Here is a 22,381-nt window from a genome sequence, read left to right on the forward strand (position 1 = left end):
TTCATTTGTGATGTGTGGAGTTGTCCATGAAAGACCTGTTCTCGGCGCTGTGCCTGGTGGCCGTGTTCGAAGGCCTGTTCCTGTTCGTTGCGCCCCGCGCCTGGAAGCGCATGGCCGAGCAGCTGCTGATGCTGCGCAGCAGCGCCCTGCGGACCTGGGGCGGGGCGATCCTGCTGGCCGGCCTCACCACGCTGTGGTGGCTGAAGCACTGAAACGGCGCCCGCCCTGCGCCGTTTGGGCGGGCCTGACCGGGCGGTGAAGCCCCCCGCCGCCGGGGTGGCACCGGACCCCGGAAACCCGGATAATGCACAAAAGCCGGACGGGCCTCCCCGTTCGGCTTTTTCCGTGTCTGGGCCTTCCATCGCCGGCCGCTCCCCGTTTGGAGCCGCCATCACCGCGCTGGCCAGCCCTGCCACGGTTTACCCGTCCGCGGCCCCGATGGCCGCAACATATTGAGGAGCCCGTCATGGGTCAGTCTGTCGTAGTGCTTGGTGCCCAGTGGGGCGATGAAGGCAAGGGCAAGATCGTCGATCTGCTCACCGAGGAAATCGGCGCCGTCGTGCGCTTCCAGGGCGGTCACAATGCCGGCCACACCCTGGTCATCAACGGCAAGAAGACCGTCCTGCACCTGATCCCGTCGGGCATCCTGCGCGCCGATGCGCTGTGCCTGATCGGCAACGGCGTGGTGATCTCGCCGGCCGCGCTGCAGAAGGAAATCGCCGAGCTGGAAACCTCCGGCGTGGAAGTGCGTTCGCGCCTGAAGATTTCCCCGGCCGCGCCGCTGATCATGCCGTACCACATCGCCCTGGACCAGGCGCGCGAACGCGCTGCCGGCGGCAAGGCGATCGGCACCACCGGCCGTGGCATCGGCCCGGCCTACGAAGACAAGGTGGCGCGTCGCGGCATCCGCATCGCCGACCTGCATTACCCCAAGCAGCTGGAAGAACTCCTGCGCACCGCGCTGGATTACCACAACTTCGTGCTGACCAAGTACCTCAACACCGACGCGATCGACTTCCAGAAGACCTACGACGAAGCACTGGCCTTCGGCGAGTACGTCGAGCCGATGAAGTCCGACGTTGCCGGCATCCTGCACGACCTGCGCAAGCAGGGTAAGCGCGTGCTGTTCGAAGGCGCCCAGGGCGCGCTGCTGGACATCGACCACGGCACCTACCCGTACGTCACCAGCTCCAACACCACCGTTGGCGGCGCACTGGCCGGTGCCGGCGTCGGTGCCGATGCGATCGACTACGTGCTGGGCATCGCCAAGGCCTACGCCACCCGCGTTGGCGGCGGCCCGTTCCCGACCGAACTGGACGATGAAATCGGCCAGGGCATCCGCGACCGCGGTGCCGAGTACGGCGCCTCGACCGGCCGTCCGCGTCGCTGCGGCTGGATGGACATCGTCGCGCTCAAGCGCGCCGTGGCCATCAACGGCATCAGCGGCCTGTGCATCACCAAGCTCGACGTGCTCGACGGCATGGAGAAGCTGAAGGTCTGCATCGCCTACGAATACCGCGGCAAGCGTACCGAGTACGCGCCGCTGGACGCGCAGGGCTGGGAAGAGTGCACCCCGGTGTACCTGGAGTTCCCGGGCTGGACCGAGAACACCCACGGCATCACCAACTGGGACGACCTTCCGCCGGCCGCCCGTGCCTACCTGCGCGCGCTGGAAGAGCTGGCCGGTTGCCCGATCAGCATCGTCTCCACCGGCCCGGATCGTGACCACACGATGGTCCTGCAGGACCCGTTCGCCTGAGCGGATGGCCGGTACCGGGCCCTGCCCGGAACCGCGCCCGGCCCCGGCCGGGTGGGTGATACGGCCTGACTGACGAAGCCCCGCGCAAGCGGGGCTTTTTCGTGGGAGAAGGTGAATCGCACCCGTCCCGGACGGCAAGTGGCGGTCAAGAACGGGCAGGGCGGCGCCGATAACCGGGCACCCCCCCCCGGTTTGGATCGATATCATGGATTTCTTGAGGAACGTCAGCGTCGTCTGGCGTCTAGGTATGGGCTTTGGCCTGTTGTTGCTGCTGGTGGCTGCCGTAGTCACTACCGGCGCCACCGGCAGCGCGGTGCAGAAGCGCGCGATGCAGGAGGTGGCCGAGGTCAGCGTGGCCAAGGTCCGGCTGCTGTCGGACATGCTCGACGCCAACAACCAGATGATGGTGGTGCGCCGTGAAATGCTGATCCGCCAGGGAGATGCGCGCGAGGCCGACGAGGCGCGCATCGCCGACCTGGTCAAGCGCTACGAAGCCAGCTGGACCGCCTACCAGGCGCTGCCGAGCGACGCCGAGGGCAAGCAGATCGGCGAGGAGATCGCCGCCAGGCGCGCCACCGCCCGCCCGTTGAACAAGCAGACCAGCGAACTGATGCAGCAGGGCGACTTCCCGGCCGCCGTCGCGCTGACGCTTGGCGCGGTGCAGGAAGCGGCCAACGGCTGGAACAAGGCCCTGGCCGATGGCGTGGCCTACGAGGAAACCCAGAGCCGCGAAGCCGCCGCCGAAGCGATCCGGCTGGGTGAGCGCACCCTGCTGCAGCTGCTGGTGCTCGGCGGCGTGGCGCTGCTGGTCGGTATCGCGGCCTCGGTGCTGATCGGGCGCAGCCTGACCGGCCCGCTGGCCCGTGCAGTGGGCCTGGCCGAGCGCATGGCCAAGGGCGAGCTGGACCAGGACTTCCGCCTGGGCGGCCGCGACGAACTGACCCAGCTGGGCGAGGCGATGGCCAGCGTGCGCCACAACGTACAGGCGGCAATCACCGCGCAGCTGGACATGGCGCGCCAGCACGAGGCCGGCGCCATCAGCTACCGCATGGACGAAGCGGCGTTCCCCGGCGACTACGGGCGCATGGTGCGCGCGACCAACGAACTGGTCGCTTCGCACGTGGCGGTGGAATTCCACATGGTCGAGGTGATGCAGCGCTATGCGATCGGCGACCTGAGCCGCGACCTGGACAGCTACCCCGGCGAGAAGGCGGTCCTGACCCGCACGATGGCCACGGTCAAGGACAGCCTGGTGGCGATCAACGCCGAGATCGACCTGCTGGCCCAGGCGGCCGGCGCGGGCGATTTCTCGGTGCGCGGCAACGAGGCGGCGTTCCAGTTCCAGTTCCGCGCGATGGTGGCCAACCTCAACGGCATGATGGCCAGCTCGCAGGCCAGCATCGCCGATCTCTCGGCCGTGCTGCGCGCGATCTCCGTCGGCGATCTGACCTCGCGCATGGACGGTCACTACGAAGGCGTGTTCGCGCAGATGCGCGACGATGCCAACGTCACTGCCGCGCAGCTGACCGGCATCGTGGGCAAGATCCAGCTCGCGGCGGGCAGCATCAACGATGCCGCCCAGGAACTGGCCGCCGGCCACAACGACCTGTCGCGCCGCACCGAGCAGCAGGCCGCCAACCTTGAAGAGGCGGCGGCCTCGATGGAAGAGCTGACCTCCACCGTGCGCCAGAATGCAGAGCTCGCCAGCCAGGCCGACCATGAGGCGCACGCCGCCGGCGCGGCGGTGAAGGCCACCGAGCAGGCCATCGCGCAGATGGCGGCGGTGATGGGCGAGATCGACCAGTCGTCGGCACGCATCTCCGAGATCTCCTCGGTGATCGACGGCATTGCGTTCCAGACCAACATCCTGGCCCTGAACGCGGCGGTGGAAGCGGCACGCGCCGGCGAGAACGGCCGCGGTTTCGCCGTGGTCGCCAGCGAAGTGCGCACGCTGGCCCAGCGTGCCGGCGTTGCCGCCAAGGAGATCAAGGACCTGATCGACGATGCCAGCGCCAAGGTCAAGACCGGCCTGAGCGTCACCGTGGAATCCGAGGCGGCGATCACCCGCCTGACCCAGGCCAGCTCGCGCACCAACCAGTTGATGAGCGACATCGCCGCCGCCACCAAGGAACAGGCGGCCGGCATCGAACAGGTCAACCAGGTAGTGGTGCAGATGGACCAGGTGACGCAGCAGAATGCCGCGCTGGTGGAAGAGGCCACCGCCGCCAGCCGTTCGCTGGAGCAGCAGGCCAGCACGCTCACCGATGCGGTGGCGGTGTTCAAGCTGGACACCGGCAGCGTGGCAGCGGTGCGTCGGGCCGCCTGACCCGGCTGTTGTCGATGCGCGGCACCGCAGGGCGGTGTCGCGCATGCAGTTCGCGTGCGTCACCCGGTTCCAGTACCGTGGCAGGCCCCCTTGCTGCTCCAGATTGTCCATGACCATCCGCCGCATGACGCCCGACGACGTCCACGCCGCCAGCGCCGTCTGCCTGGAGGCGTTCACCGTCGCCGTGGCCCCGACGCTGTCCGCGCAGGGCATCGCCACGTTCGCCGGCGTCGCCTCGGCCGCCGCATTCGCCACCCGCCTGCAGGGCGACAACGTCCTCCTGGTCGCGGTCGACGCGGGCGCGATACGTGGCGTGGCCGAACTCAAGGAAGGGCGGCACGTGGCGATGCTGTTCGTGGCGCCGGACGGCCAGCAGCGCGGTATCGGCCGCGCGTTGATGACCGCCCTGTTGGCGCATGCGCGTGCACCGCTGATCACCGTCAGTGCGTCGCTGACCTCGGTGCCTGCCTATGTCCGCTACGGATTCGTCTGCGCGGGTGAGGTGGCCACGGCATCGGGTCTGGTCTACCAGCCCATGCACAAGCCGCACGACGTCGCGGCACGGGTGGACTGATCCGGATGCGGACGCTCGCGTTGCTGGAGGGCGGCTGTGCCACCTGTGGACACGTGTTCGCGCATCCCGGGCTGGGTGACCATGTGTATGGCGAGGCACTGCTGTGCAGCGCCGATGGCCGGCATTTCGCGGTGGCCAACGCCTTCGATGCGTTGCCCCAGCGCGTGGCGGCCCTGTTGCCGGACGGCGCGGACGCACGCTTCTGGCCGGTGCTGGCGGCGCTGGCCAATCCCATCGAAGGCCAGCCGCTGGTGCACGGCCTGCGCTGCCCGCAGTGTGGTGGATCGCAGCTTCGCTACCGCGACGGCGATCGCCTCGGAGCACAGCCGGTGGCCGACGCCGGATTCGGTGCAGCGATGGGCCTGACCGACGTCGAGCTGCAGGCGGCCATCCGGCGCCACGTCGCGGCGTAGCGCAGGCTACCCACGGCACGGCTTTTCAGCGATGCTCTGCGCTGGACAGGGGGCGACATGGACACCAGGAATCAGGGCCGCACCGACGGCGACAGGCCGGCCATCGCGCCGCCGGGCGAGGCGCCGACCGACTGGTCGGTGCTGCCGGTGGTGCACGGCAGTGAAGACTCGGTGGTGATGGTGCTGTGGCGGCTGCTGCGGCAGGAACCGGCCTTGATCGTCAGCGCCGGTTACGTGCTGCTGTCGCTGCTTGGCCTGTGGTCGAGCTACTTCTTCTATCTGCGCTTTGAACTGTCGATTCTCGATTACCTGCAGATCAGCGATTTTCTGGTGGCAGGGCTGCGTGATCCGGCGTACGCCGCGATCCTCGGCGGCGGTATCGCACTGGCCATCGTGGTGGGCTGGCCGGATACGCTGCGCCGGCGCAACCCGGCCAAGGTGGAGGCGCTGCGTGCGCGGCATTGGGGCTGGCGGATAGTGTTCTCGCGTACGCCGCTGACCAGTTGGGATGTTTCCGGCATGCGCCCGTTGACCGGGTTGTGCACGGCGGTGGCGTTCTTCATGGCGCTGGGCGCGGCGATCTATTCGCTGGACAAGGCCGAAGGCATCCGCAACGAAGGGCGGGGCAACAGAGTAACCGTCCAGCTCACCGGCGATGCGGCCGCCCTGAAGGGCGACGCACGTCTCCTCGGCAGCAGCAGCGCGTTCGTGTTCCTGTGGTGGCCGCAGCAGCATCGGGCCGAAGCGGTGCCGATCTCGGCGATCAAGCGCATGCAGGCGGTCGTCGTGCCGGGCAAGGCCAAGCCGGTCGCTGCGCCGGTGCCGGCGCCCGTGGCGCGATGAGCGCCCTCGGTCCGCGCCGCTCCCGGGCGCCGCTGTGGGGATGGCTGGAGCGGCTGGGCAAGGTGCTGGTGGTGCTGCTGCCTGCCGCGTATATGCTGGGGCGCAACTACGAGACGGCGTACTGGCATGCCCTCGGGCTGGGCGACGGTCTGATGGATGGCAGCCTCGAATCGCTGGTGTACCGCGGGTTCGAAGTGGTCTGGTATACGGCTGCCGCAGCTCTGAAGCTGGTGCCGGACACGGTCCTGTCGCTGGGCTGGTCCATGCTGCTGGGCGCTGTACCGCTCGGCGTGGTCCTGAGCGTCGGCATCTTCGTCTGCGTCGGGTGGCTGGTGCGTGTGCGGCGCCAGCCCTGGCTGCGTCGGCAGCGGGCGCGGCTGCGGATGGCACGGCGCAGGTTGCGGCGTGCAGCACGCGGCGAACGTTGGCTGAGCCGGCGTGAGCGGGGCCGTGCGACGGCCATCATCGTTGTCCTGGACCGCGGCACGCGCTGGCTGTTGCTGCTGCTCGTCGGCTGGTTGGTGCTGATCGTGGCGCCGCTCTGGGGCCACGTCGCCGGTACGCACAGTGCCCAACAGACCGACCAGCGCTATCGCCTGTGGAGCGCGCCGGACAACCAGCAGCGGGCGTTCACCCTGGTCCATCTGAAAACGCCGCCGCAGCCCGCGCAGGACGCGATGCTGCTCGAGTGCGGCACCCGCTGGTGCGTGTACTTCAACGGGATGGACTTCGTGGCCGTCGCCCCGGAGCAGATAGAACGCCTGCAGGGCTGCCTGCGCATCGAAGCGCTGTCGGCCGGCGGCCTGGGCTGCAACCACAAGGCGCTGCCCGCAGGGCGGTGACCCGCGCTGCGACGGCATCGCGCCGTCGCAGCGGTATCGCGCTAGGCCAACGTGCGCACCTTGGGTTCACGCGCCCACTGGCGGGTGGCGGCGGCGGCGGCGAAGGCGGCCGCATCCTCGGCCTCGACCACACCGGCATCGTTGCCGACGCGTGCGGCCTTCAGCAGCGCCTGGGCCCCGTCATCGGCGGCGATGGCCTTCAGGTGCGCCCACGCATCGGCCACGAAGTCGATCGCGGCCGATTCCTTGGCCAGGCGCTTGGCGGCCTCGGCGCTGAGGACCACCGCCACGGCATCGAACACCACCGAGGGCGTGCCGGCGAGCTGGCCATCGGCCGGCTGCAGCCTGCCGTCGCTGAGCGTGCCGCCGCCGATCTTCGGTGCCACCAGTTTGACGCTGGCGCCCGCCTTGGCCGCCGTCTTGCGCAGCGCGTTGATCACACCGGCATCGGACCCCGCATCGAACAGGATGCCGATGCAGCGCCCTTTGAGGATGTCCCGGGTGCGGCCGATCACGCGCACTTCGGGCGCGGCGGGAAGGTCCTGTGCCGGCGTCGCGGTGGCGGCCGGGTCGGGCAGGGCGGGCATTGCCAGGCCGTCCGCGACCCGCTTGGCGAGCGTCTCGTCGATATTGCGCAGGTGGCTCACCGTGCGCTCGCGGATGCGCGCGGTTTCCACCTTGGACAGTTCGAACACCAGCGCCGAGGCCAGGTGCGCCTGCTCCGGCGCTTCCAGGCTGCGGAAGAACATCCGCGCCTGGCTGTAATGGTCGGCAAAGCTCTCGGCACGCACGCGGCCCTTGCGGCCATCGTCGGGCGCGGTGGCATGGCTGGGGAACCCGTCGACGCTTTCGCGCGGGCTGTCATCCTGCAGCGAGCTCGGCTCGTAGGCCACGCGTCCCTTGGGCACGGCCATCTGCATATGCCCATCGCGCTGGTGGTTGGCGAACGGGCATTTGGGCGTATTGATCGGAATCTGGTGGAAGTTCGGCCCGCCCAGGCGGCTCAGCTGGGTGTCCAGGTAGGAGAACAGGCGGCCCTGCAGCAGCGGATCGTTGCTGAAGTCGATGCCTGGCGGCACGTTCGCCGGGCAGTACGCCACCTGTTCGGTTTCGGCGAAGAAGTTGTCGGGCCAGCGGTCCAGCACCATCCGCCCGATCACCGTCAGCGGCACCAGCGACTCCGGAACGATCTTGGTCGGGTCCAGGTGGTCGAACGGGAACGCATCGGCCTCCTCCTCGGTGAACAGCTGCACCGCCAGTTCCCATTCGGGGAAGTCTCCGGCGCTGATCGACTCGAACAGGTCGCGCCGGTGGAAGTCGTTGTCCGCGCCCTGCAGCTTCACCGCTTCATCCCACACCGTGGACTGCAGCCCCAGCTTGGGACGCCAGTGGAACTTGACGAAGGTGGACTCGCCGGCATCGTTGAGCAGGCGGAAACTGTGGATGCCGAAGCCCTCGATCATGCGCAGCGAGCGTGGGATGGCGCGGTCGCTCATCGCCCACATGATCATGTGCATCGATTCGGGCATCAGCGAGATGAAGTCCCAGAACGTGTCATGCGCGCTGGCGGCCTGGGGGAAGGCGCGATCGGGTTCCATCTTCACCGCATGGATCAGGTCGGGGAACTTGATCGCATCCTGGATGAAGAACACCGGGATGTTGTTGCCGACCAGGTCCCAGTTGCCTTCGCGGGTGTAGAACTTGACCGCGAAACCGCGCACGTCGCGCGGCGTATCCACCGAGCCGGCGCCACCGGCCACGGTGGAGAACCGTGTGAATACGGGGGTGCGTACGCCGACTTCGCTCAGCACCCGTGCGCGCGTGTAGTCGCCCAGCGAACGGGTCAGCTCGAAGTAGCCGTGGGCCGCGCTGCCGCGGGCGTGCACGATGCGCTCGGGAATGCGCTCGTGGTCGAAGTGGGTGATCTTCTCGCGCAGGATGAAGTCTTCCAGCAGCGTCGGCCCGCGGGGCGTGGCGCGCAGCGAATTCTGGTTGTCGGCCACCGGAATGCCCTGCGCGGTGGTCAGTGTGGGATGGCTACCGCCTGCACGCTGGTGGAGTTCATCGCCTGCGCCGCGCGCGTCGGTGGAGGCAGGGGCGGGCTTGCGGGGCTTGCTGGTGGCCATGAGGGCTCTCCGGGCTGGCGTAGGGGCAACACCTCACACTGGCAACCCGGGCGTTAACCAGGGGTGCGAAAATGGCGGGCAGCATGCACCTGCGCTTCACGCGGCGGGTATCCTTGGCGCGTGTTCCTTCCCAGCCTGCCGTGCCATGCGCGTTGAACCCGCCGACATCGAAGCCCTGTTCGACGCGATCCCGGACGTGTTGTTCTTCATGAAGGACCGCCAGGGCCGCTACACGCACATCAACCAGACGATGCTGCGCCGCTTGGGGCTGAAGTCGCGCAAGGACGTGATCGGCCGGACCGCCGCGGAGATCTACCCGACCGGGCTGGGTGCCGACTACGCCTCCCAGGACGAGCAGGTGCTGGCCGGCAAGGTGATCGAGAACCTGATGGAACTGCACCTGTTCGCCAACCGCGAGCCGGGCTGGTGCCTGACCTGCAAGCGTCCGCTGCTGGTAGAGGGCCAGGTGCAGGGGCTGATCGGCATCTCGCGCGATCTGGGGCAGAAGGACAGCCTGGGCACCCAGTACGAGCAGCTGCGCCTGGCGCTGGCGCATCTGAACGCGCACTACGCCGAGAATGTGCGCATGCAGACGCTGCTGGACATCACCGGGTTCTCGCTGTCCAAGCTCGAACGCACCTTCCGCAAGGTGTTCCAGATGACCCCGCAGCAGGTGCTGACCCGCCTGCGCATCCAGATGGCGGTGCACCTGCTGCACGGCCCGGACACCATCGCCAGCATCGGCCAGGCCTGCGGCTTCACCGACCAGAGCGCGTTCACGCGCAAGTTCAAGGCTGAGGTCGGGGTGTCGCCGCGCGGCTACCGCGCCCAGATCGGCGAACGCGTCCAGGCCTGAGCGCGGCGGCCCGGCCCGGCCTTCCGGCCTATCCCGTCACGCCGCCGGACGCGGTATCGTGTCGCACTTGTTGCCCGCCAAGCGATCCCGATGCCCGCATCTCCGACTCCGGCTCCTGCCGCTTCTCCCGCCAACGCCCGCCTGGGCCACGCGCTCAAACCCCGCCAGCTGATCATGATGGGGCTGGGCAGCGCGATCGGCGCGGGCCTGTTCCTCGGTTCCGGCGTGGGCGTGCAGGCCGCCGGGCCGGCGGTGCTGCTGTCCTACCTGGTGGCCGGCGCGCTGGTGATCATCGTGATGAATGCGCTGGGCGAAATGGCCGCGGCCAAGCCGACCAGCGGCGCGTTCTCGGTGTACGCCGCCGATGCGATGGGCGCCACCGCCGGCGCCACGGTGGGCTGGTTGTGGTGGGTGCAGCTGGTGATCGTGATCGCGGCCGAAGCGGTCGGCGCGGCGGGTCTGCTGGCCACCGTCTGGCCGGCGATTCCGGTGCCGATGGCGGCGCTGGCGTTCATGCTGTTCTTCACCGCGATCAACCTGCTGGGCGTGAAGAATTTCGGCGAGTTCGAGTTCTGGTTCGCGATCCTCAAGGTGGTGGCGATCGTGGCCTTCATCCTGATCGGCGCGGCGCTGCTGCTGGGCTGGCTGCCCAACGTGACCTCGCCGGGCCTGAGCAATTTCACCGCGCACGGTGGCTTCGCGCCCAAGGGCCTGGCCGGCGTCGGCGCGGCCCTGCTGGTGGTGGTGTTCGCCTTCGGCGGCACCGAGATCGTGGCGGTGGCCGCAGCGGAAACCGAAGACCCCGAGCGCAGCATCGCGCGTGCGATCCGCACCGTGGCCTGGCGCATCCTGGTGTTCTACATCGGCTCGCTGAGCGTGATCATTGCGGTGGTGCCGTGGACCAGCGAGCTGCTCAAGTCGCCGTTCGCGGCCGTGCTGGAGGTGGCCAAGATTCCCGGTGCGGCCACTGCCATCACCCTGATCGCGGTGATCGCGCTGTTGTCCGCGCTCAACGCCAATCTGTATGGCGCCTCGCGCATGATGTTCTCGCTGGCGCAGCGCCGCGAAGCGCCGGCCGTGCTCGGGTGGACCGATCCGCGCCAGGTCCCGATCATCGCGGTGCTGGCCAGCGTGCTGTTCGGCTTCGCGGCCACGGTGATGGAACTGCTGTTCCCGGAGCGGGTGCTGCCGGTGCTGCTCAACATCGTTGGTTCGACCTGTCTGCTGGTGTGGACGATCTCGCTGCTGTCGCAGCTGATCCTGCGCCACCGCGCCAACCGTGACGGCACCCGCCTGCCGTTCCGCATGGCGGGCTATCCCTACCTGACCGTGCTCGGCCTGGGCGTGCTGACGCTGATCTTCGGCCTGCTGCTGTCCGAAGCGCACACCCGCCTGCAGTTTCTGTCGATGGCCGCGCTGACCGCGGTGATCGCGATCACCAGCGAGATCGCGCGCCGCGTGCGCGCCAACCGCCCGGCCGATTGACCGGCACGACCGCGGCATCGCCACAACAGAAACGGCCCGCTTGCGCGGGCCGTTTTTCATTGCGTCAGGGCAGGGAGGTTCAGACCTCCACGCCCTCGTCTTCCTTGTAGGCATCGACCGGGATACAGGCGCACATCACGTTCTTGTCGCCGTACACGTTGTCCACACGTGCCACCGGCGGCCAGTACTTCTGCTGGCGCAGGCTGGCCAGCGGGAAGGCCGCCAGTTCGCGCGGATAGGCGTGCGCCCACTCGCTGGCCGAGACCGCCGTGGCGGTGTGCGGCGCATTCTTGAGCGGGTTGTCCTCGCGGTCCAGGCGGCCGTCTTCGATCGCGGCGATTTCTTCACGGATCTGGATCATCGCGTTGATGAAGCGATCCAGTTCGTGCAGCGATTCGCTTTCGGTCGGTTCCACCATCAGCGTGCCGGCGACCGGGAAGCTCAGGGTCGGGGCGTGGAAGCCGAAGTCGATCAGGCGCTTGGCCACGTCCTCGGCGGCGATGCCGGAGGTCTTCTCCAGCGGACGAACGTCCAGGATGCACTCATGTGCCACCAGCCCGTTGCGGCCGGTGTACAGGGTCTTGAAGTGCGGGGCCAGGCGCTTGGCGATGTAGTTGGCGTTGAGCAGCGCGACCTGGGTCGCCTTGCGCAGGCCGGCGGTGCCCATCAGGGTGATGTACATCCAGCTGATCGGCAGGATCGAGGCGCTGCCGAAGCTGGCCGCGCTGACCATGCCCACATCGCCTTCGCCGCCCAGCACCTTGGGCAGGAACGGCGCCAGGTGCGACTTGACCGCGCACGGGCCCACGCCCGGGCCGCCGCCGCCGTGCGGAATGCAGAAGGTCTTGTGCAGGTTCAGGTGCGACACGTCCGAGCCCCACTTGCCCGGCTTGGCCACGCCGACCAGGGCGTTCATGTTGGCACCGTCGGTGTACACCTGGCCGCCGTGCTTGTGGATGATCTCGCAGATCTCGACGACCTCCTCCTCGAACACGCCGTGCGTGGACGGGTAGGTGATCATCAGCGCGGCCAGGCGGTCGCTGTACTTCTCCGCGTTGACGCGGATGTCCTCGAGGTCGACGTTGCCGTTGGCATCGGTCTTGGTCACCACGACCTTCATGCCGCACATCTGCGCCGAGGCCGGGTTGGTGCCGTGCGCCGAATCGGGGATCAGGCACACGTCGCGGTGGTCATCGCCGCGCGAGCGGTGATAGGCGCGGATCGCCAGCAGGCCGGCGTACTCGCCCTGCGCGCCGGAGTTCGGCTGCAGGCTGACCGCGTCGTAGCCGGTGCACTCCACCAGCATCGCTTCCAGGCCGTCGATCAGTTCCTTGTAGCCGGTGGCCTGGTCGGCCGGGGCCAGCGGATGGATGTTGGCGAACTCCGGCCAGGTCACCGGGATCATCTCGGCGGTGGCGTTGAGCTTCATGGTGCAGCTGCCCAGCGGGATCATGGTGCGATCCATCGCCAGGTCCTTGTCGGCCAGCGAACGCAGGTAGCGGAGCAGTTCGTGCTCGCTGTGGTGGGTGTTGAACACCGGGTGGGTCAGGAAGGCGCTGGTGCGCACCAGGCCGGCGGGCAGCGCGTCGGCGGTGGCGGCGTCGAGCGCGTCCACGTCGACGTTCGCACCGAACAGCTGGCCGAGCGCGACGATGTCGGCACGGGTGGCGGTTTCATCCAGGCTGATGCCGACCGCTTCGCTGTCGATCGCGCGCAGGTTGATGCGTGCGGCCGCAGCCTTGGCATGGATTGCCTTGGCGTCGATGTCCTTGATGTGCAGCGTATCGAAGAAGTGCTCGCCGACGTTGACGCCGGCGCCGCGCAGCGCGGCGGCCAGGATGCTGGCCAGGCGATGCGTGCGGCGGGCGATGCGGGTCAGGCCGTCCGGGCCGTGGTACACCGCATACATCGAGGCCATCACCGCCAGCAGCACCTGCGCGGTACAGATGTTGGAGGTGGCCTTCTCGCGGCGGATGTGCTGCTCGCGGGTCTGCAGGGTCAGGCGGTAGGCGGCATTGCCCTGCGCGTCGACCGAGACACCGATCAGGCGGCCCGGCATCGAGCGCTTGTAGGCATCGCGGCAGGCCATGAAGGCGGCATGCGGGCCACCGAAACCGAACGGCACGCCAAAGCGCTGCGAGTTGCCGACCACGATGTCCGCGCCCCATTCGCCGGGGGCGGCGATCAGGGTCAGGGCGAGCAGGTCGGTGGCCACGGCCACCAGGCCGCCACGGGCGTGCACGGCATCGGCCAGCGCCTTGTAGTCGCCGATATGGCCGAAGGTGTCCGGGTACTGCAGCAGCACGCCGTAGGCTTCCGCTTCCAGCGCCTCGGCCGGGGTGCCCACACGCAGCACGATGCCCAGCGGTTCGGCGCGCGTGCGCAACAGTTCCAGCGTCTGCGGGTGCACGGCGTCGTGCACGAAGAAGGTGTCGGACTTCGACTTGGCCGAGCGCTTGGCCAGCGTCATCGCTTCGGCGGCCGCAGTGGCCTCATCGAGCAGCGAGGCGTTGGCGATTTCCATGCCGGTCAGGTCGGCGCACAGGGTCTGGAAGTTGATCAGCGCTTCCATGCGGCCCTGCGAGATCTCGGCCTGGTACGGGGTGTAGGCGGTGTACCACGCCGGGTTTTCCAGCACGTTGCGCAGGATCACGTTCGGGGTGAGCGTGCCGTAGTAGCCCTGGCCGATGAAGGTGCGGAACACCTGGTTCTTGTCGGCGATGGCGCGGATCTTGGCCAGTGCCTGCACCTCGGTCAGCGACTCGGGCAGGGCCAGCGGTGCCGGCGACTTGATCCCGGCCGGGACGATCGCATCGGTCAGCGCGTCCAGCGAGGCGTGGCCGACCACGTCGAGCATCTGCGCGATCTCGGCGTCGTTCGGGCCGATGTGGCGTTCGACGAACGCGTGGCTGTGTTCAAGCTCGCGCAGGGAAGGGGTGTTGTTGGACATGGCTGGCATCTCGGAGAGTGGGCACGCACGTTCGGAAGGCGGCCGGGCCGTGGCGCGAACAAGCGCGATCCACCGGACCCTGCGGTCTTCCTGGGTGCCCCTCTGTCCTTTTGCCTGAGAGTTTAAAAGCGCGCATCTGCGTGCTTCGTGCCCCTTCGGCGCCGGCACTCGCCGGTCTCTCCAGAGTTTTGGTACGGGTGGTATCGGGCCTGAGCGATTACGGGCGTTGCGCCTTCGGCAGCGGCTGGTTCAAAACACCTGTCCGCTTCTCCCACCATGTAGCCCGGCAATTATAGCCCAGCGGCCTGATCCGCTGCGTCCCTACGCCACATGAATACGGGGTGGTATGGGCGCCCGAACGGGGCCGTGGCGATGGTGCCCGGCCGCACAAAGGCCTATCATCATGGGATCCTCGTATTCATCTGGCGCCGCCCGTTCCGGGCTGGCGCCCGCCGTGCGTTCGCGCATGGCCCAGACGGAAGACCGCATGACGCCCGCCTCGCCCTCGACCCGCCGCCTGGCCCTGCTGCTCGCAGGCCTGGCGATGTTCGGTCCGTTCTCGATCGACACCATTTTCCCGGCCTTCCTGCTGCTCGGCGAACGCATGCAGGTGGACCAGGTCGCGGTGCAGCAGACCATCAGCGTGTACCTGCTGTTCTATGGCCTGATGAGCCTGGCCCACGGCCCGCTGTCGGATGCGTTCGGCCGCAAGCGGGTCATCATCGGCGGGCTGGTGCTGTTCATCGGTGCTTCGGTGGGCTGTGCGCTGTCGCGCGACATGCCCACGCTGCTGGTGTTCCGCGCGCTGCAGGGTGTGACCGCCGGCGTCGGCGTGATCGTGGGCCGCGCGGTGATCCGCGACCTTTACCACGGTGCCGACGCGCAGCGCCTGATGAGCCAGGTGTCGATGATCTTCGGCGTGGCTCCGGCGATCGCGCCGATCATCGGCGGCTGGATTCTGCTCGGCGGCGGCGACTGGCCGCTGATCTTCTGGTTCCTGGTGGTGTTCGCGGTGGTGCTGCTGCTGGCCACCGGCAAGTGGCTGCCGGAAACCCATCCGGTGCAGGCGCGTACGCCGCTGTCGATGCGCGCGCTGCTGCGCAGCTACGCGCGCATGGGCTCGCACCCGCGGCTGCTGCGGCTGGCGGCGGCAGGTGCGTTCAATTTCTCCGGCATCTTCCTGTACATCGCCTCGGCGCCGGTGTTTGTGATGCAGCACCTGAAGCTGGGCGAGGGCGGCTTCGCCTGGCTGTTCATTCCCACCATCGGTGGCATGACGATGGGCTCGTTCCTGTCCGGCCGCATGGCCGGCCGGGTCGTCGCGCAGCGGCAGATCGCGATCGGCTTCGGCCTGTGCGCGCTGTCGGCGCTGCTCAACCTGGGCTATGTGCTGTCGGTGCCCCAGATCGCGCTGCCGTGGGCGGTGCTGCCGATCTTCCTCGGCGGCGTCGGCATGGCGCTGATCTTCCCGATCCTGGCGCTGGCGGTGCTGGACATGTATCCGCAGCAGCGCGGCCTGGCCTCGTCGATGCAGATGTTCATCCAGCTGATGATCAACACGGTCGTCGCCGGTGTGGTGTCGCCGATGCTCAGCAGCAACCCGCTGCACCTGGCGCTGGGCTATGCGGGCTTCTTCGCCATCGGTGCGGCGTTCTGGTACTGGGAGCGTCACTGCGAGCGTCGCGGCGAGGCCCTGCTGCCGCCGCAATGACGTCGGCGGCACGTCACGGTTGCGTTGCACGCAATCGTGGCGTTGCCGGCATTGCCAGCACGCGCGCGCCGGGTATCCTGTGCGCTCACCAGCCAGTTCGTGCCTTACGACAGCCATTCCGTTTCCCTGCGGACACCGCGTCCGCCGCTTTCAAGGGTGATTGCATGGCTGCACAGCAGACCTACCGCCTGTTCGACGTCGCGCTCAAGCAGCGCGTGTCGCTGTCTCCTTCGCTGGCCCGGCTGGTCTTCGCCGCGCCCGATGTGGCCCACATGAAGACCGACGGCCCGGATCAGCGCATCAAGGTGTTCTTCCCGTTGCCCGGCCAGGCGGCGCCCGTGGTCCCGCAGGGCGAGGACTGGTACGCACGCTACCGCGCGTTGCCCGACGACCAGCGGGCGCCGATGCGGACCTACACGATCCGGGCGCTGCGCCCGGAGGCGGGCGAGGTCGATGTCGATTTCGTGCTGCATGGCGAGACCGGTCCGGCATCGCGCTGGGCCACCCACGCGCGGATCGGTGACCGGGTCAGCCTGCTCGCTCCGGATGCGCAGGTACAGGCCAGCAGCGAGGGCTACGAATGGAAGCCGCCGGCGAACGTGCGGCGGGTGCTGCTGGTCGCCGACGGCACCGCGCTGCCGGCCGTGGCCGGGATTCTGGAAGCGCTGGCGCAGTGGCCACGGCCCCCGGAGGTGCAGGCGTTCCTGGAAGTGGAGCACGAAGCGGACGTGCTGCCGCTGCAGGCCCCGCTGGGCGCCCAGCTGTTCTGGCTGGCACGCGAGGGCGCCGCGCACGGCCAACGGCTGCAGGAGGCCGTGCGCGCGCGGATCGGCCCGGTCGGGCCCCGTGCGGCCGACCAGGAACTGGCGGAGATCAACATCGACCAGGACATCCTCTGGGAGCAGGCCAGCGCCGAGGGCGAGGGGCTGTACGCCTGGGTGGCCGGCGAGGCCGGGGCGGTGATGGCGATCCGCCGCCACCTGGTGAAGGACTGCGGGATCGACAGGCGCGCGGTCACGTTCATGGGCTACTGGCGGCACGGCAAGGTCATCGACTGACCGGCCCGCAGGCCGGGCGCAGGGGCCGCTCGCGGCCCGTACGGTATCCTGTGCACTTTCACGCAGTCCGGAAGTCCCCCCGATGTCGACCACCTCCAAACTGCGCCGCGACATCCGCCGGCGCCGCGAAACCCAGGCCGCCAACCGCGAGCAGGCCCAGGCCTCTCCGGTCGAGCCGCATGCCGAACTGCGCGACCAGCAACGCACGCTGCTGGCCGGGATCGTGCGCCGCGACGGCGAGTGGGTGCTGGGCATGGATGGCCGCATCGCCGGCCAGACCGCCAGCGCCGCGCGCGTGCTGGCGCTGATCATGCAGGCAGCCGAACTGCACGAGCGCCAGGGCACCCCCGTGCGGCTGGTGTACTCGGACGCGTTGAAGGATGCCGCCCATGCCGAGGCCAAGGCCGATGGCAAGGACTTCGACCAGTACAAGCTGGACTTCGCCGCGAGCCTGAAGGCCTCCGCACAAGCCTGAGCAAGGGCAGGCGCGACGTGCGCTGAGTCAAACGCGGCGGCGGAGTGGGTCGAGCGCTGGGCCGCGATGCCCTTGCCGGCGAATGTCCCCCGGCGTCGGCCTGCGGCCGCCGCCTCCTCCTTTAGTTCGCCCACAAGGGCATCGCGGCCCACGTGTCGAGACCACTGGCGCCTCGCAAAAGCGTCAAGCTTTCCTGCGCGTACCGCAAGCCGAGCCCCATTGCGGCCGGCAGGCCCCAGGGCAAAGTAAAGGAGGAGGCCGTCGCCGCCAGGCGGCGGCCGGGGGACATTTGCCCAGGGGCCTGCCGGTCGCAATGGGGCCCACACGCTCGCGGCAGGCCCGAGCGGAGAAGCCACGAGATCCCACACTGCACCTGGACTTCCCCGCCGCACGTGCGGCTGTGCGCCAGTTGCTACGCCTCAAAAAAAACCGGCCTTGCGGCCGGTTCTTTTTTTATCGCATCACCGCTCAGTGGGCTGCTGGAGCCGCTGCCGCCGGCTTGGCCGCGGCGGTGGTGGCAGGTGCCTGCCAACCGCACATCTGGCCCTGGTTCTGCTGCTTGAGCCACTCGTTGACCGGGCTGAAGTACTCGATCATCGGGCCGGCGTCGAGCTTGTCGCCGCCGGTGATCTCCTTCAGCGTGGCCTGCCACGGCTGGCTGGCGCCCTTGCTCAGCATCGCCCAGAACTTCTGCCCGGCTTCCTTGTTGCCGTAGAAGCTGCACTGGTGCAGCGGGCCCTTGTAGCCGGCCGCATCGCACAGGCCCTTGTAGAACTGGAACTGCAGGATGCGCGCCAGGAAGTAGCGCGTGTACGGCGTGTTGCCCGGCACGTGGTACTTGGCGCCCGGATCGAAGAACTCCTCACCGCGTGCGCTGGCCGGGGCCACGCCCTGGTACTTGGCCTTCAGGTCCCACCAGGCCTGGTTGTAGTGGTCCGGCGTGATCGAGCCGTCGAACACGCCCCAGCGCCAGCGGTCGATCATCAGCCCGAACGGCAGGAACGACACGCCGCTCAGGGCCATGCGCATCTGCGCGTTGATGGTCGCCTCGCGGCTTTCCTGCGGCTTGTCGACCAGGCCGATCGAGTTGAGGTACTGCGGCGTCATCGCCAGCACGATGGTGTCGCCGATCGCTTCGTGGAAGCCATCGTTGGCACCGCCCTGGAACAGCGGCGGCAGCGGGTTGTAGGCCAGGTCGTAATAGATGTGGCCCAGCTCGTGGTAGATCGTGGTGAACGTCTCTTCGTTCGGCTTGATGCACATCTTGGTGCGCACATCGCCGTCCATGTTCATGTCCCACGCGCTGGCATGGCAGACCACATCGCGGTCCAGCGGCTTGATGAACTGGGTCTTGTCCCAGTACGACTTCGGCAGCGCCGGCATGCCGAGGGACACGTAGAAGTCCTGCGCGCGCTCGGTCATCTGCTTGGCGGTACGCAGCTCGGCGTCACGCTGCGCCTTGAACTGCGCTTCGACGCTGGCACTGTTGCCGCCGGCCTTGGCCAGCGCGCCGCTCAGGTTGGTCTGGTACTGCTTTTCCAGCGCCGCGGTGATGTCCAGGCTGCCGGCGCCCGGGTAGGGCTGCAGCTGATCCCACAGATTGGACCAGTCCTGCTGCCACATGTTGCCGAGCAGGTGCGCGGCGATCAGGCCGCCGTCCACTTCGGCCTTGTCCTTGCCGTAGGTGGTGTCCAGCTTGGTACGCGCATAGCAGTGCAGCTGCTCGTACATCGGCTTGACCTGCTCCCACAGGCGGTCGGTTTCCGGGCCGATCTGCTCCGGCGGCATGTCATAGCCGCTGCGCCACATCTGGCCGGCATCGGCGAAGCCCATTTCCTTGGCGCCTTCGTTGACCAGGCCAACGAAGCGCTGGTAGTCCGCGCGCATCGGCTTGGTGGTGCCGTGCCAGCCCTGCCATGCGTCCAGCTGCTGGTCGTAGTCGCGGCTGCGCGCCAGCACCTGCTCCAGATCGCCCAGCTGGCGGCAGCTCGACGGGTCGGCGGCGTCGGTGCAGTACTTGCCTGCGCCGTACGCGCCTTCCATGCGGCTGGCGATGCGGGTCAGCTCGGAGAGCTTGGCCGGGTCGCGCGGCGCCGGCATCGAGGTCATCAGCTTGAGCAGGTGGATGGCGCGCTTGCTGTCCTCGGACATCGGCTGGCCGTCGAACGTGGCCGCCTGCGTGATCCAGCCGTTGAGCACGGTCAGCCAGCGCTCGTTGGCCTTGGCCGCCACGCGCTCGGAGTCGTCGTTGATGTAGGTCGAGGACAGCCACTGCGCCGAGGTCATTTCCGGGTACATGGCCTTGTACTCGGCATTGACCCGGGCAACGAACTGGTCCGCGGTCTCGGACGGGGTGGCGGTGCCCGCCGCCGGCGCATCGGCCGGGGACGGTTCCTTCTGGCAGGCCGCCAGCGTCAGTGCGGCAGCACCAACAGCCAGGGCCAGCAGGAGCGGGCGGTGGTTCACGGGGACATCCTTGGGTGGTGACAGACCGCCGAAGGCTAGTGAAGCGCCCGCCACACCGCAAGGGGCAGGGCAGCAACGCCCGGCCGGGCGGGCTGCCAGCGCCCGCCGCGCACTACGACTCGCAGGTGGCGAACAGATCGCGCCCGCGTTCGTAGAGCGCGGTCTTGACCTGCATCAGACCCAGCACCGACGGGAACAGGTTGTCATGGTCGGTATAGGCCGTGGCCCGCCTGCGCACGCAGGCCAGGTCCAGCCCGCGGTTGGCGGCGAACGCGGGCGAGAACCACATCGTCATCGGCACCCGGGTCTGCTCCTGCGGGGCGATCGCGTACGGCACGCCATGCAGGTACAGGCCCTTCTCGCCCAGCGATTCGCCATGATCGGACAGGTAGATCATCGCGGTGTCGTAGTCGTCCATGCCCTGCAGCGTACCGATCGTGCGCGACAGCAGGTGATCGGTGTAGAGCAGCGCATTGTCGTAGCTGTTGGTGATCTGCTCGCGGCTGCACTTGCCGAGGTCCGGCGTGTCGCAGGTGGGCGTGAAGTGGCGGAACCGCGCCGGGTAGCGCTCGTAGTAGCTCGGCCCGTGGTTGCCCAGCTGGTGCAGCACCACCACCCGGTCGCCCGGCCGGGCGCGGACCTGCGCCGCCAGATCGTCGATCAGGATCTCGTCCATGCAGCGCCCGTTCGCGCACAGCGTCGGGTGCCTGGCATCGTCCAGCGCCTGCATCTCAAGTCCTTCGCAGACCCCCTTGCAGCCGGACTGGTTGTCGCGCCAGAGCACGCCGATGCCGGCACGGTCGAGCACGTGCAGCAGCGACTGGTGCGCGCGGATCTTCTTCTCGTCGTAGTCGTGCCGACCATACGGCGAGAACAGGCAGGGCAGTGACACCTCGGTGCTGGTGCCGCAGGCATGCATGTCCGGGAAGTTGATGACGTTGGTCTGCGCCAGCTGCGGCGTGGTCTGCTTGGCGTAGCCGTTGAGGCCCCAGTTCTGCGCACGCGCGGTTTCGCCCATCACGATCACCAGCAGCCGCGGCCGGCTGCCGGCCGCGCGCGGGGTTGCCTTGGCATCGGTGCCGATCGGCAGCTTCGGCGCCCGCTGGATCGGGTTGTCGCCGCGCAGCGCCTTGGGCAGGCCGAGCAGGATGTTGCCCGGGGTGGCCAGGTAGCGCACCTCGCGCTGGTTGCGCATCAACGCCGACATCTCCTGGAACGACAGCATCGCCCCGCCGAACGCCACCACGGCCGACACCAGCAGGAAGCCGGCGCGCCACAGCAGTGTGCGGGCCCAGCTGCGCCGGATCAGCTGCACCCGCCACACCACCACCATCGGCAGTACCGCCAGCAGCAGCACCGGTGGCAGCATCGCCGGGGTCATCAGCTCGCGGCTCTCCTTGTGGTCGGTGGCCAGCACGTTGCGCAGCATGTCCGCATCCAGATAGATGTGGTAACTGCCCATGTAGTGCGCGGCCAGCGCGGTGCAGAGCAGCAGCACGCTGACCACCACCTTGGCATTCCAGCGCCAGACCAGCAGGCCCATCAACAGGCAGTGCGCGCCGACCAGGAACAGCAGCAGCGACAACGCGAAGCGCAGGCTGCCCGGGTGGGTGGCCATCGCGCTGTGCCAGAACAGGCCATTGCAGGCCACCGCGAAGAACAGGCTGGTGGCGGCGATAAGGGTCTCGGTGGACCACTGCGGGCGCCAGGCCAGCAGGTGCGACAGGGCCGGAAAGCGCTGCACGTGGGGAACCGATGCACTCATGCCTGCTCTCCCTGCAGTTGCAGCGTTCTGCGCGCCTGGCGGTGCGCAGTGATGGCCTGGACACCCAGATAGAGACCCAGCGACACCATCCAGCAGGTGGTCACGGTCCACAGGTCGTGCGAGAGGAAGTGCGCGCCCCGCAACTGCTGTGACAGGCCGAACGTCGCTCCGGCCACCAGCCCCACCGCCAGACCACGCCAGCGCCATGCCGGACGGACCATCAGCGCGAAGAAGTACAGCGCCACCCAGGCGAATCCGGCGCTGGAATGGCCGGCAGGAAAACAGATGCCACGCGCCATGTCGTGCGGCCGTGAAGCAAACAGGCCGATGTAGTCGCGGGCGCCGCCGTAGCGGGCCAGGTCCCAGGGGCAATCCATGTTGGTCAGTGATTTCAGCAGCGACACCGCGCCCGTGCCGAGCGCCACCGACAGCACCAGGTACAGCAGTGGCCAGCGCCAGCGTGCCAGGCGCGGTTGGCGCCAGGCATGGAAGCACGCCACGATCGTGATCAGCGCGGCCAGGCTGCTGGCCCACTTGCCGCCGCGATGCACCAGGTGGCTGGTGATCCAGGCGTTCTGCAGGGCCCAGTGCTGGCCCTCCAGCCGATAGAACTGGTCGGCCAGCCACTGGTCGCCACCGGCGCCCATCAGCACGCTGCTGACGAGCAGGGCGGCCAGCAGCGGGTACCAGAGATGGCGGCGAAGGAAGCCTGCCGACGCGCGCGCGCCGGCA

The 22,381-nt window shown here is 68.5% G+C and carries 17 protein-coding genes and 1 riboswitch; of the genes, 12 read left to right on the forward strand and 5 right to left on the reverse strand.

Annotated elements, in window-relative coordinates; genetic code table 11:
* Positions 1-26 precede the first annotated feature (26 nt).
* The 7 genes from ACO6VK_RS03705 to ACO6VK_RS03735 all read left to right on the forward strand — a co-directional run bounded on the left by ACO6VK_RS03705 (position 27) and on the right by ACO6VK_RS03735 (position 6,757).
* Entirely contained in the window at positions 27-212 is a 186-nt protein-coding gene (locus ACO6VK_RS03705; RefSeq protein ID WP_411851790.1) for a DUF2065 domain-containing protein, read from the forward strand.
* Positions 213-466: 254 nt separating this feature from the next.
* Positions 467-1,759 (forward strand): adenylosuccinate synthase, encoded by a 1,293-nt coding sequence (locus ACO6VK_RS03710; RefSeq protein WP_017354824.1) that lies wholly within the window; start codon positions 467-469, stop codon positions 1,757-1,759.
* 205 nt (positions 1,760-1,964) lie between these two features.
* Positions 1,965-4,085 (forward strand): methyl-accepting chemotaxis protein, encoded by a 2,121-nt coding sequence (locus tag ACO6VK_RS03715; protein WP_422505626.1) that lies wholly within the window; start codon positions 1,965-1,967, stop codon positions 4,083-4,085.
* 109 nt (positions 4,086-4,194) lie between these two features.
* Complete coding sequence (locus ACO6VK_RS03720; RefSeq protein WP_422505627.1) at positions 4,195-4,659, forward strand: GNAT family N-acetyltransferase; 465 nt, start codon at positions 4,195-4,197, stop codon at positions 4,657-4,659.
* A gap of 5 nt (positions 4,660-4,664) precedes the next feature.
* Positions 4,665-5,072, forward strand: coding sequence for a hypothetical protein (locus ACO6VK_RS03725; protein WP_422505628.1), 408 nt, complete (start codon positions 4,665-4,667; stop codon positions 5,070-5,072).
* 57 nt (positions 5,073-5,129) lie between these two features.
* Positions 5,130-5,915, forward strand: coding sequence for a hypothetical protein (locus tag ACO6VK_RS03730; RefSeq protein ID WP_422505629.1), 786 nt, complete (start codon positions 5,130-5,132; stop codon positions 5,913-5,915).
* Positions 5,912-6,757 carry a hypothetical protein gene (locus ACO6VK_RS03735; RefSeq protein ID WP_422505630.1) on the forward strand — a complete coding sequence of 282 codons (846 nt, stop codon included), beginning with the start codon at positions 5,912-5,914 and terminating at the stop codon, positions 6,755-6,757. Before ACO6VK_RS03730 ends, ACO6VK_RS03735 begins: the two co-directional genes overlap by 4 nt.
* 41 nt (positions 6,758-6,798) lie before the next feature.
* On the opposite strand, the gene ACO6VK_RS03740 is transcribed toward ACO6VK_RS03735, so the two are convergent.
* A complete protein-coding gene (locus ACO6VK_RS03740; RefSeq protein ID WP_422505631.1) occupies positions 6,799-8,883 on the reverse strand; it encodes a catalase in 2,085 nt (694 codons plus the stop codon).
* A gap of 145 nt (positions 8,884-9,028) precedes the next feature.
* Here ACO6VK_RS03740 and ACO6VK_RS03745 point away from each other — a divergent pair, with 145 nt between their 5' ends.
* Both ACO6VK_RS03745 and ACO6VK_RS03750 read left to right on the forward strand, forming a co-directional pair.
* Positions 9,029-9,739, forward strand: a complete 711-nt coding sequence (locus ACO6VK_RS03745) for a PAS domain-containing protein (RefSeq protein WP_422505632.1) — start codon at positions 9,029-9,031, stop codon at positions 9,737-9,739.
* 90 nt (positions 9,740-9,829) lie between these two features.
* On the forward strand, positions 9,830-11,224 hold the full coding sequence (locus ACO6VK_RS03750; protein ID WP_422505633.1) for an amino acid permease: 1,395 nt from the start codon (positions 9,830-9,832) through the stop codon (positions 11,222-11,224).
* Positions 11,225-11,303: 79 nt separating this feature from the next.
* Here ACO6VK_RS03750 and gcvP read toward each other — a convergent pair whose 3' ends face one another.
* Positions 11,304-14,183, reverse strand: coding sequence for an aminomethyl-transferring glycine dehydrogenase (gene gcvP, locus ACO6VK_RS03755; RefSeq protein WP_422505634.1), 2,880 nt, complete (start codon positions 14,181-14,183; stop codon positions 11,304-11,306).
* A gap of 83 nt (positions 14,184-14,266) precedes the next feature.
* Positions 14,267-14,368: riboswitch (glycine riboswitch) on the reverse strand.
* Positions 14,369-14,661: 293 nt separating this feature from the next.
* Between gcvP and ACO6VK_RS03760 the strand changes: the two genes are divergently transcribed.
* The 3 genes from ACO6VK_RS03760 to ACO6VK_RS03770 all read left to right on the forward strand — a co-directional run bounded on the left by ACO6VK_RS03760 (position 14,662) and on the right by ACO6VK_RS03770 (position 17,418).
* On the forward strand, positions 14,662-15,885 hold the full coding sequence (locus ACO6VK_RS03760) for a multidrug effflux MFS transporter (protein ID WP_422505635.1): 1,224 nt from the start codon (positions 14,662-14,664) through the stop codon (positions 15,883-15,885).
* Between the two features lie 164 nt (positions 15,886-16,049).
* A complete protein-coding gene (locus tag ACO6VK_RS03765; protein ID WP_422505636.1) occupies positions 16,050-16,943 on the forward strand; it encodes a siderophore-interacting protein in 894 nt (297 codons plus the stop codon).
* 82 nt (positions 16,944-17,025) lie between these two features.
* Complete coding sequence (locus ACO6VK_RS03770) at positions 17,026-17,418, forward strand: hypothetical protein (RefSeq protein ID WP_411851776.1); 393 nt, start codon at positions 17,026-17,028, stop codon at positions 17,416-17,418.
* Positions 17,419-17,886: 468 nt separating this feature from the next.
* Here the strand turns inward: ACO6VK_RS03770 and ACO6VK_RS03775 are convergent, their stop codons facing one another.
* The 3 genes from ACO6VK_RS03775 to ACO6VK_RS03785 all read right to left on the reverse strand — a co-directional run bounded on the left by ACO6VK_RS03775 (position 17,887) and on the right by ACO6VK_RS03785 (position 22,296).
* The gene (locus tag ACO6VK_RS03775) at positions 17,887-19,884 is read right to left on the reverse strand and encodes a M2 family metallopeptidase (RefSeq protein WP_422505637.1); all 1,998 of its coding nucleotides are present in this window, start codon (positions 19,882-19,884) and stop codon (positions 17,887-17,889) included.
* A gap of 112 nt (positions 19,885-19,996) precedes the next feature.
* The gene (locus ACO6VK_RS03780) at positions 19,997-21,649 is read right to left on the reverse strand and encodes a phosphoethanolamine transferase (protein ID WP_422505638.1); all 1,653 of its coding nucleotides are present in this window, start codon (positions 21,647-21,649) and stop codon (positions 19,997-19,999) included.
* The gene (locus ACO6VK_RS03785) at positions 21,646-22,296 is read right to left on the reverse strand and encodes a phosphatase PAP2 family protein (RefSeq protein WP_422505659.1); all 651 of its coding nucleotides are present in this window, start codon (positions 22,294-22,296) and stop codon (positions 21,646-21,648) included. Before ACO6VK_RS03785 ends, ACO6VK_RS03780 begins: the two co-directional genes overlap by 4 nt.
* Positions 22,297-22,381: the final 85 nt, after the last annotated feature.

Source organism: Stenotrophomonas sp. GZD-301, assembly GCF_049310345.1.
Lineage (GTDB): Bacteria > Pseudomonadota > Gammaproteobacteria > Xanthomonadales > Xanthomonadaceae > Stenotrophomonas.

Coding starts and splice junctions, on each gene's coding strand:
- ACO6VK_RS03705 (WP_411851790.1), top strand. CDS start 27: ATGAAAGACCTGTTCTCGGCGCTGTGCCTGGTGGCCGTGTTCGAAGGC.
- ACO6VK_RS03710 (WP_017354824.1), top strand. CDS start 467: ATGGGTCAGTCTGTCGTAGTGCTTGGTGCCCAGTGGGGCGATGAAGGC.
- ACO6VK_RS03715 (WP_422505626.1), top strand. CDS start 1,965: ATGGATTTCTTGAGGAACGTCAGCGTCGTCTGGCGTCTAGGTATGGGC.
- ACO6VK_RS03720 (WP_422505627.1), top strand. CDS start 4,195: ATGACCATCCGCCGCATGACGCCCGACGACGTCCACGCCGCCAGCGCC.
- ACO6VK_RS03725 (WP_422505628.1), top strand. CDS start 4,665: ATGCGGACGCTCGCGTTGCTGGAGGGCGGCTGTGCCACCTGTGGACAC.
- ACO6VK_RS03730 (WP_422505629.1), top strand. CDS start 5,130: ATGGACACCAGGAATCAGGGCCGCACCGACGGCGACAGGCCGGCCATC.
- ACO6VK_RS03735 (WP_422505630.1), top strand. CDS start 5,912: ATGAGCGCCCTCGGTCCGCGCCGCTCCCGGGCGCCGCTGTGGGGATGG.
- ACO6VK_RS03740 (WP_422505631.1), bottom strand. CDS start 8,883: ATGGCCACCAGCAAGCCCCGCAAGCCCGCCCCTGCCTCCACCGACGCG.
- ACO6VK_RS03745 (WP_422505632.1), top strand. CDS start 9,029: ATGCGCGTTGAACCCGCCGACATCGAAGCCCTGTTCGACGCGATCCCG.
- ACO6VK_RS03750 (WP_422505633.1), top strand. CDS start 9,830: ATGCCCGCATCTCCGACTCCGGCTCCTGCCGCTTCTCCCGCCAACGCC.
- gcvP (WP_422505634.1), bottom strand. CDS start 14,183: ATGCCAGCCATGTCCAACAACACCCCTTCCCTGCGCGAGCTTGAACAC.
- ACO6VK_RS03760 (WP_422505635.1), top strand. CDS start 14,662: ATGACGCCCGCCTCGCCCTCGACCCGCCGCCTGGCCCTGCTGCTCGCA.
- ACO6VK_RS03765 (WP_422505636.1), top strand. CDS start 16,050: ATGGCTGCACAGCAGACCTACCGCCTGTTCGACGTCGCGCTCAAGCAG.
- ACO6VK_RS03770 (WP_411851776.1), top strand. CDS start 17,026: ATGTCGACCACCTCCAAACTGCGCCGCGACATCCGCCGGCGCCGCGAA.
- ACO6VK_RS03780 (WP_422505638.1), bottom strand. CDS start 21,649: ATGAGTGCATCGGTTCCCCACGTGCAGCGCTTTCCGGCCCTGTCGCAC.
- ACO6VK_RS03785 (WP_422505659.1), bottom strand. CDS start 22,296: ATGGGCGCCGGTGGCGACCAGTGGCTGGCCGACCAGTTCTATCGGCTG.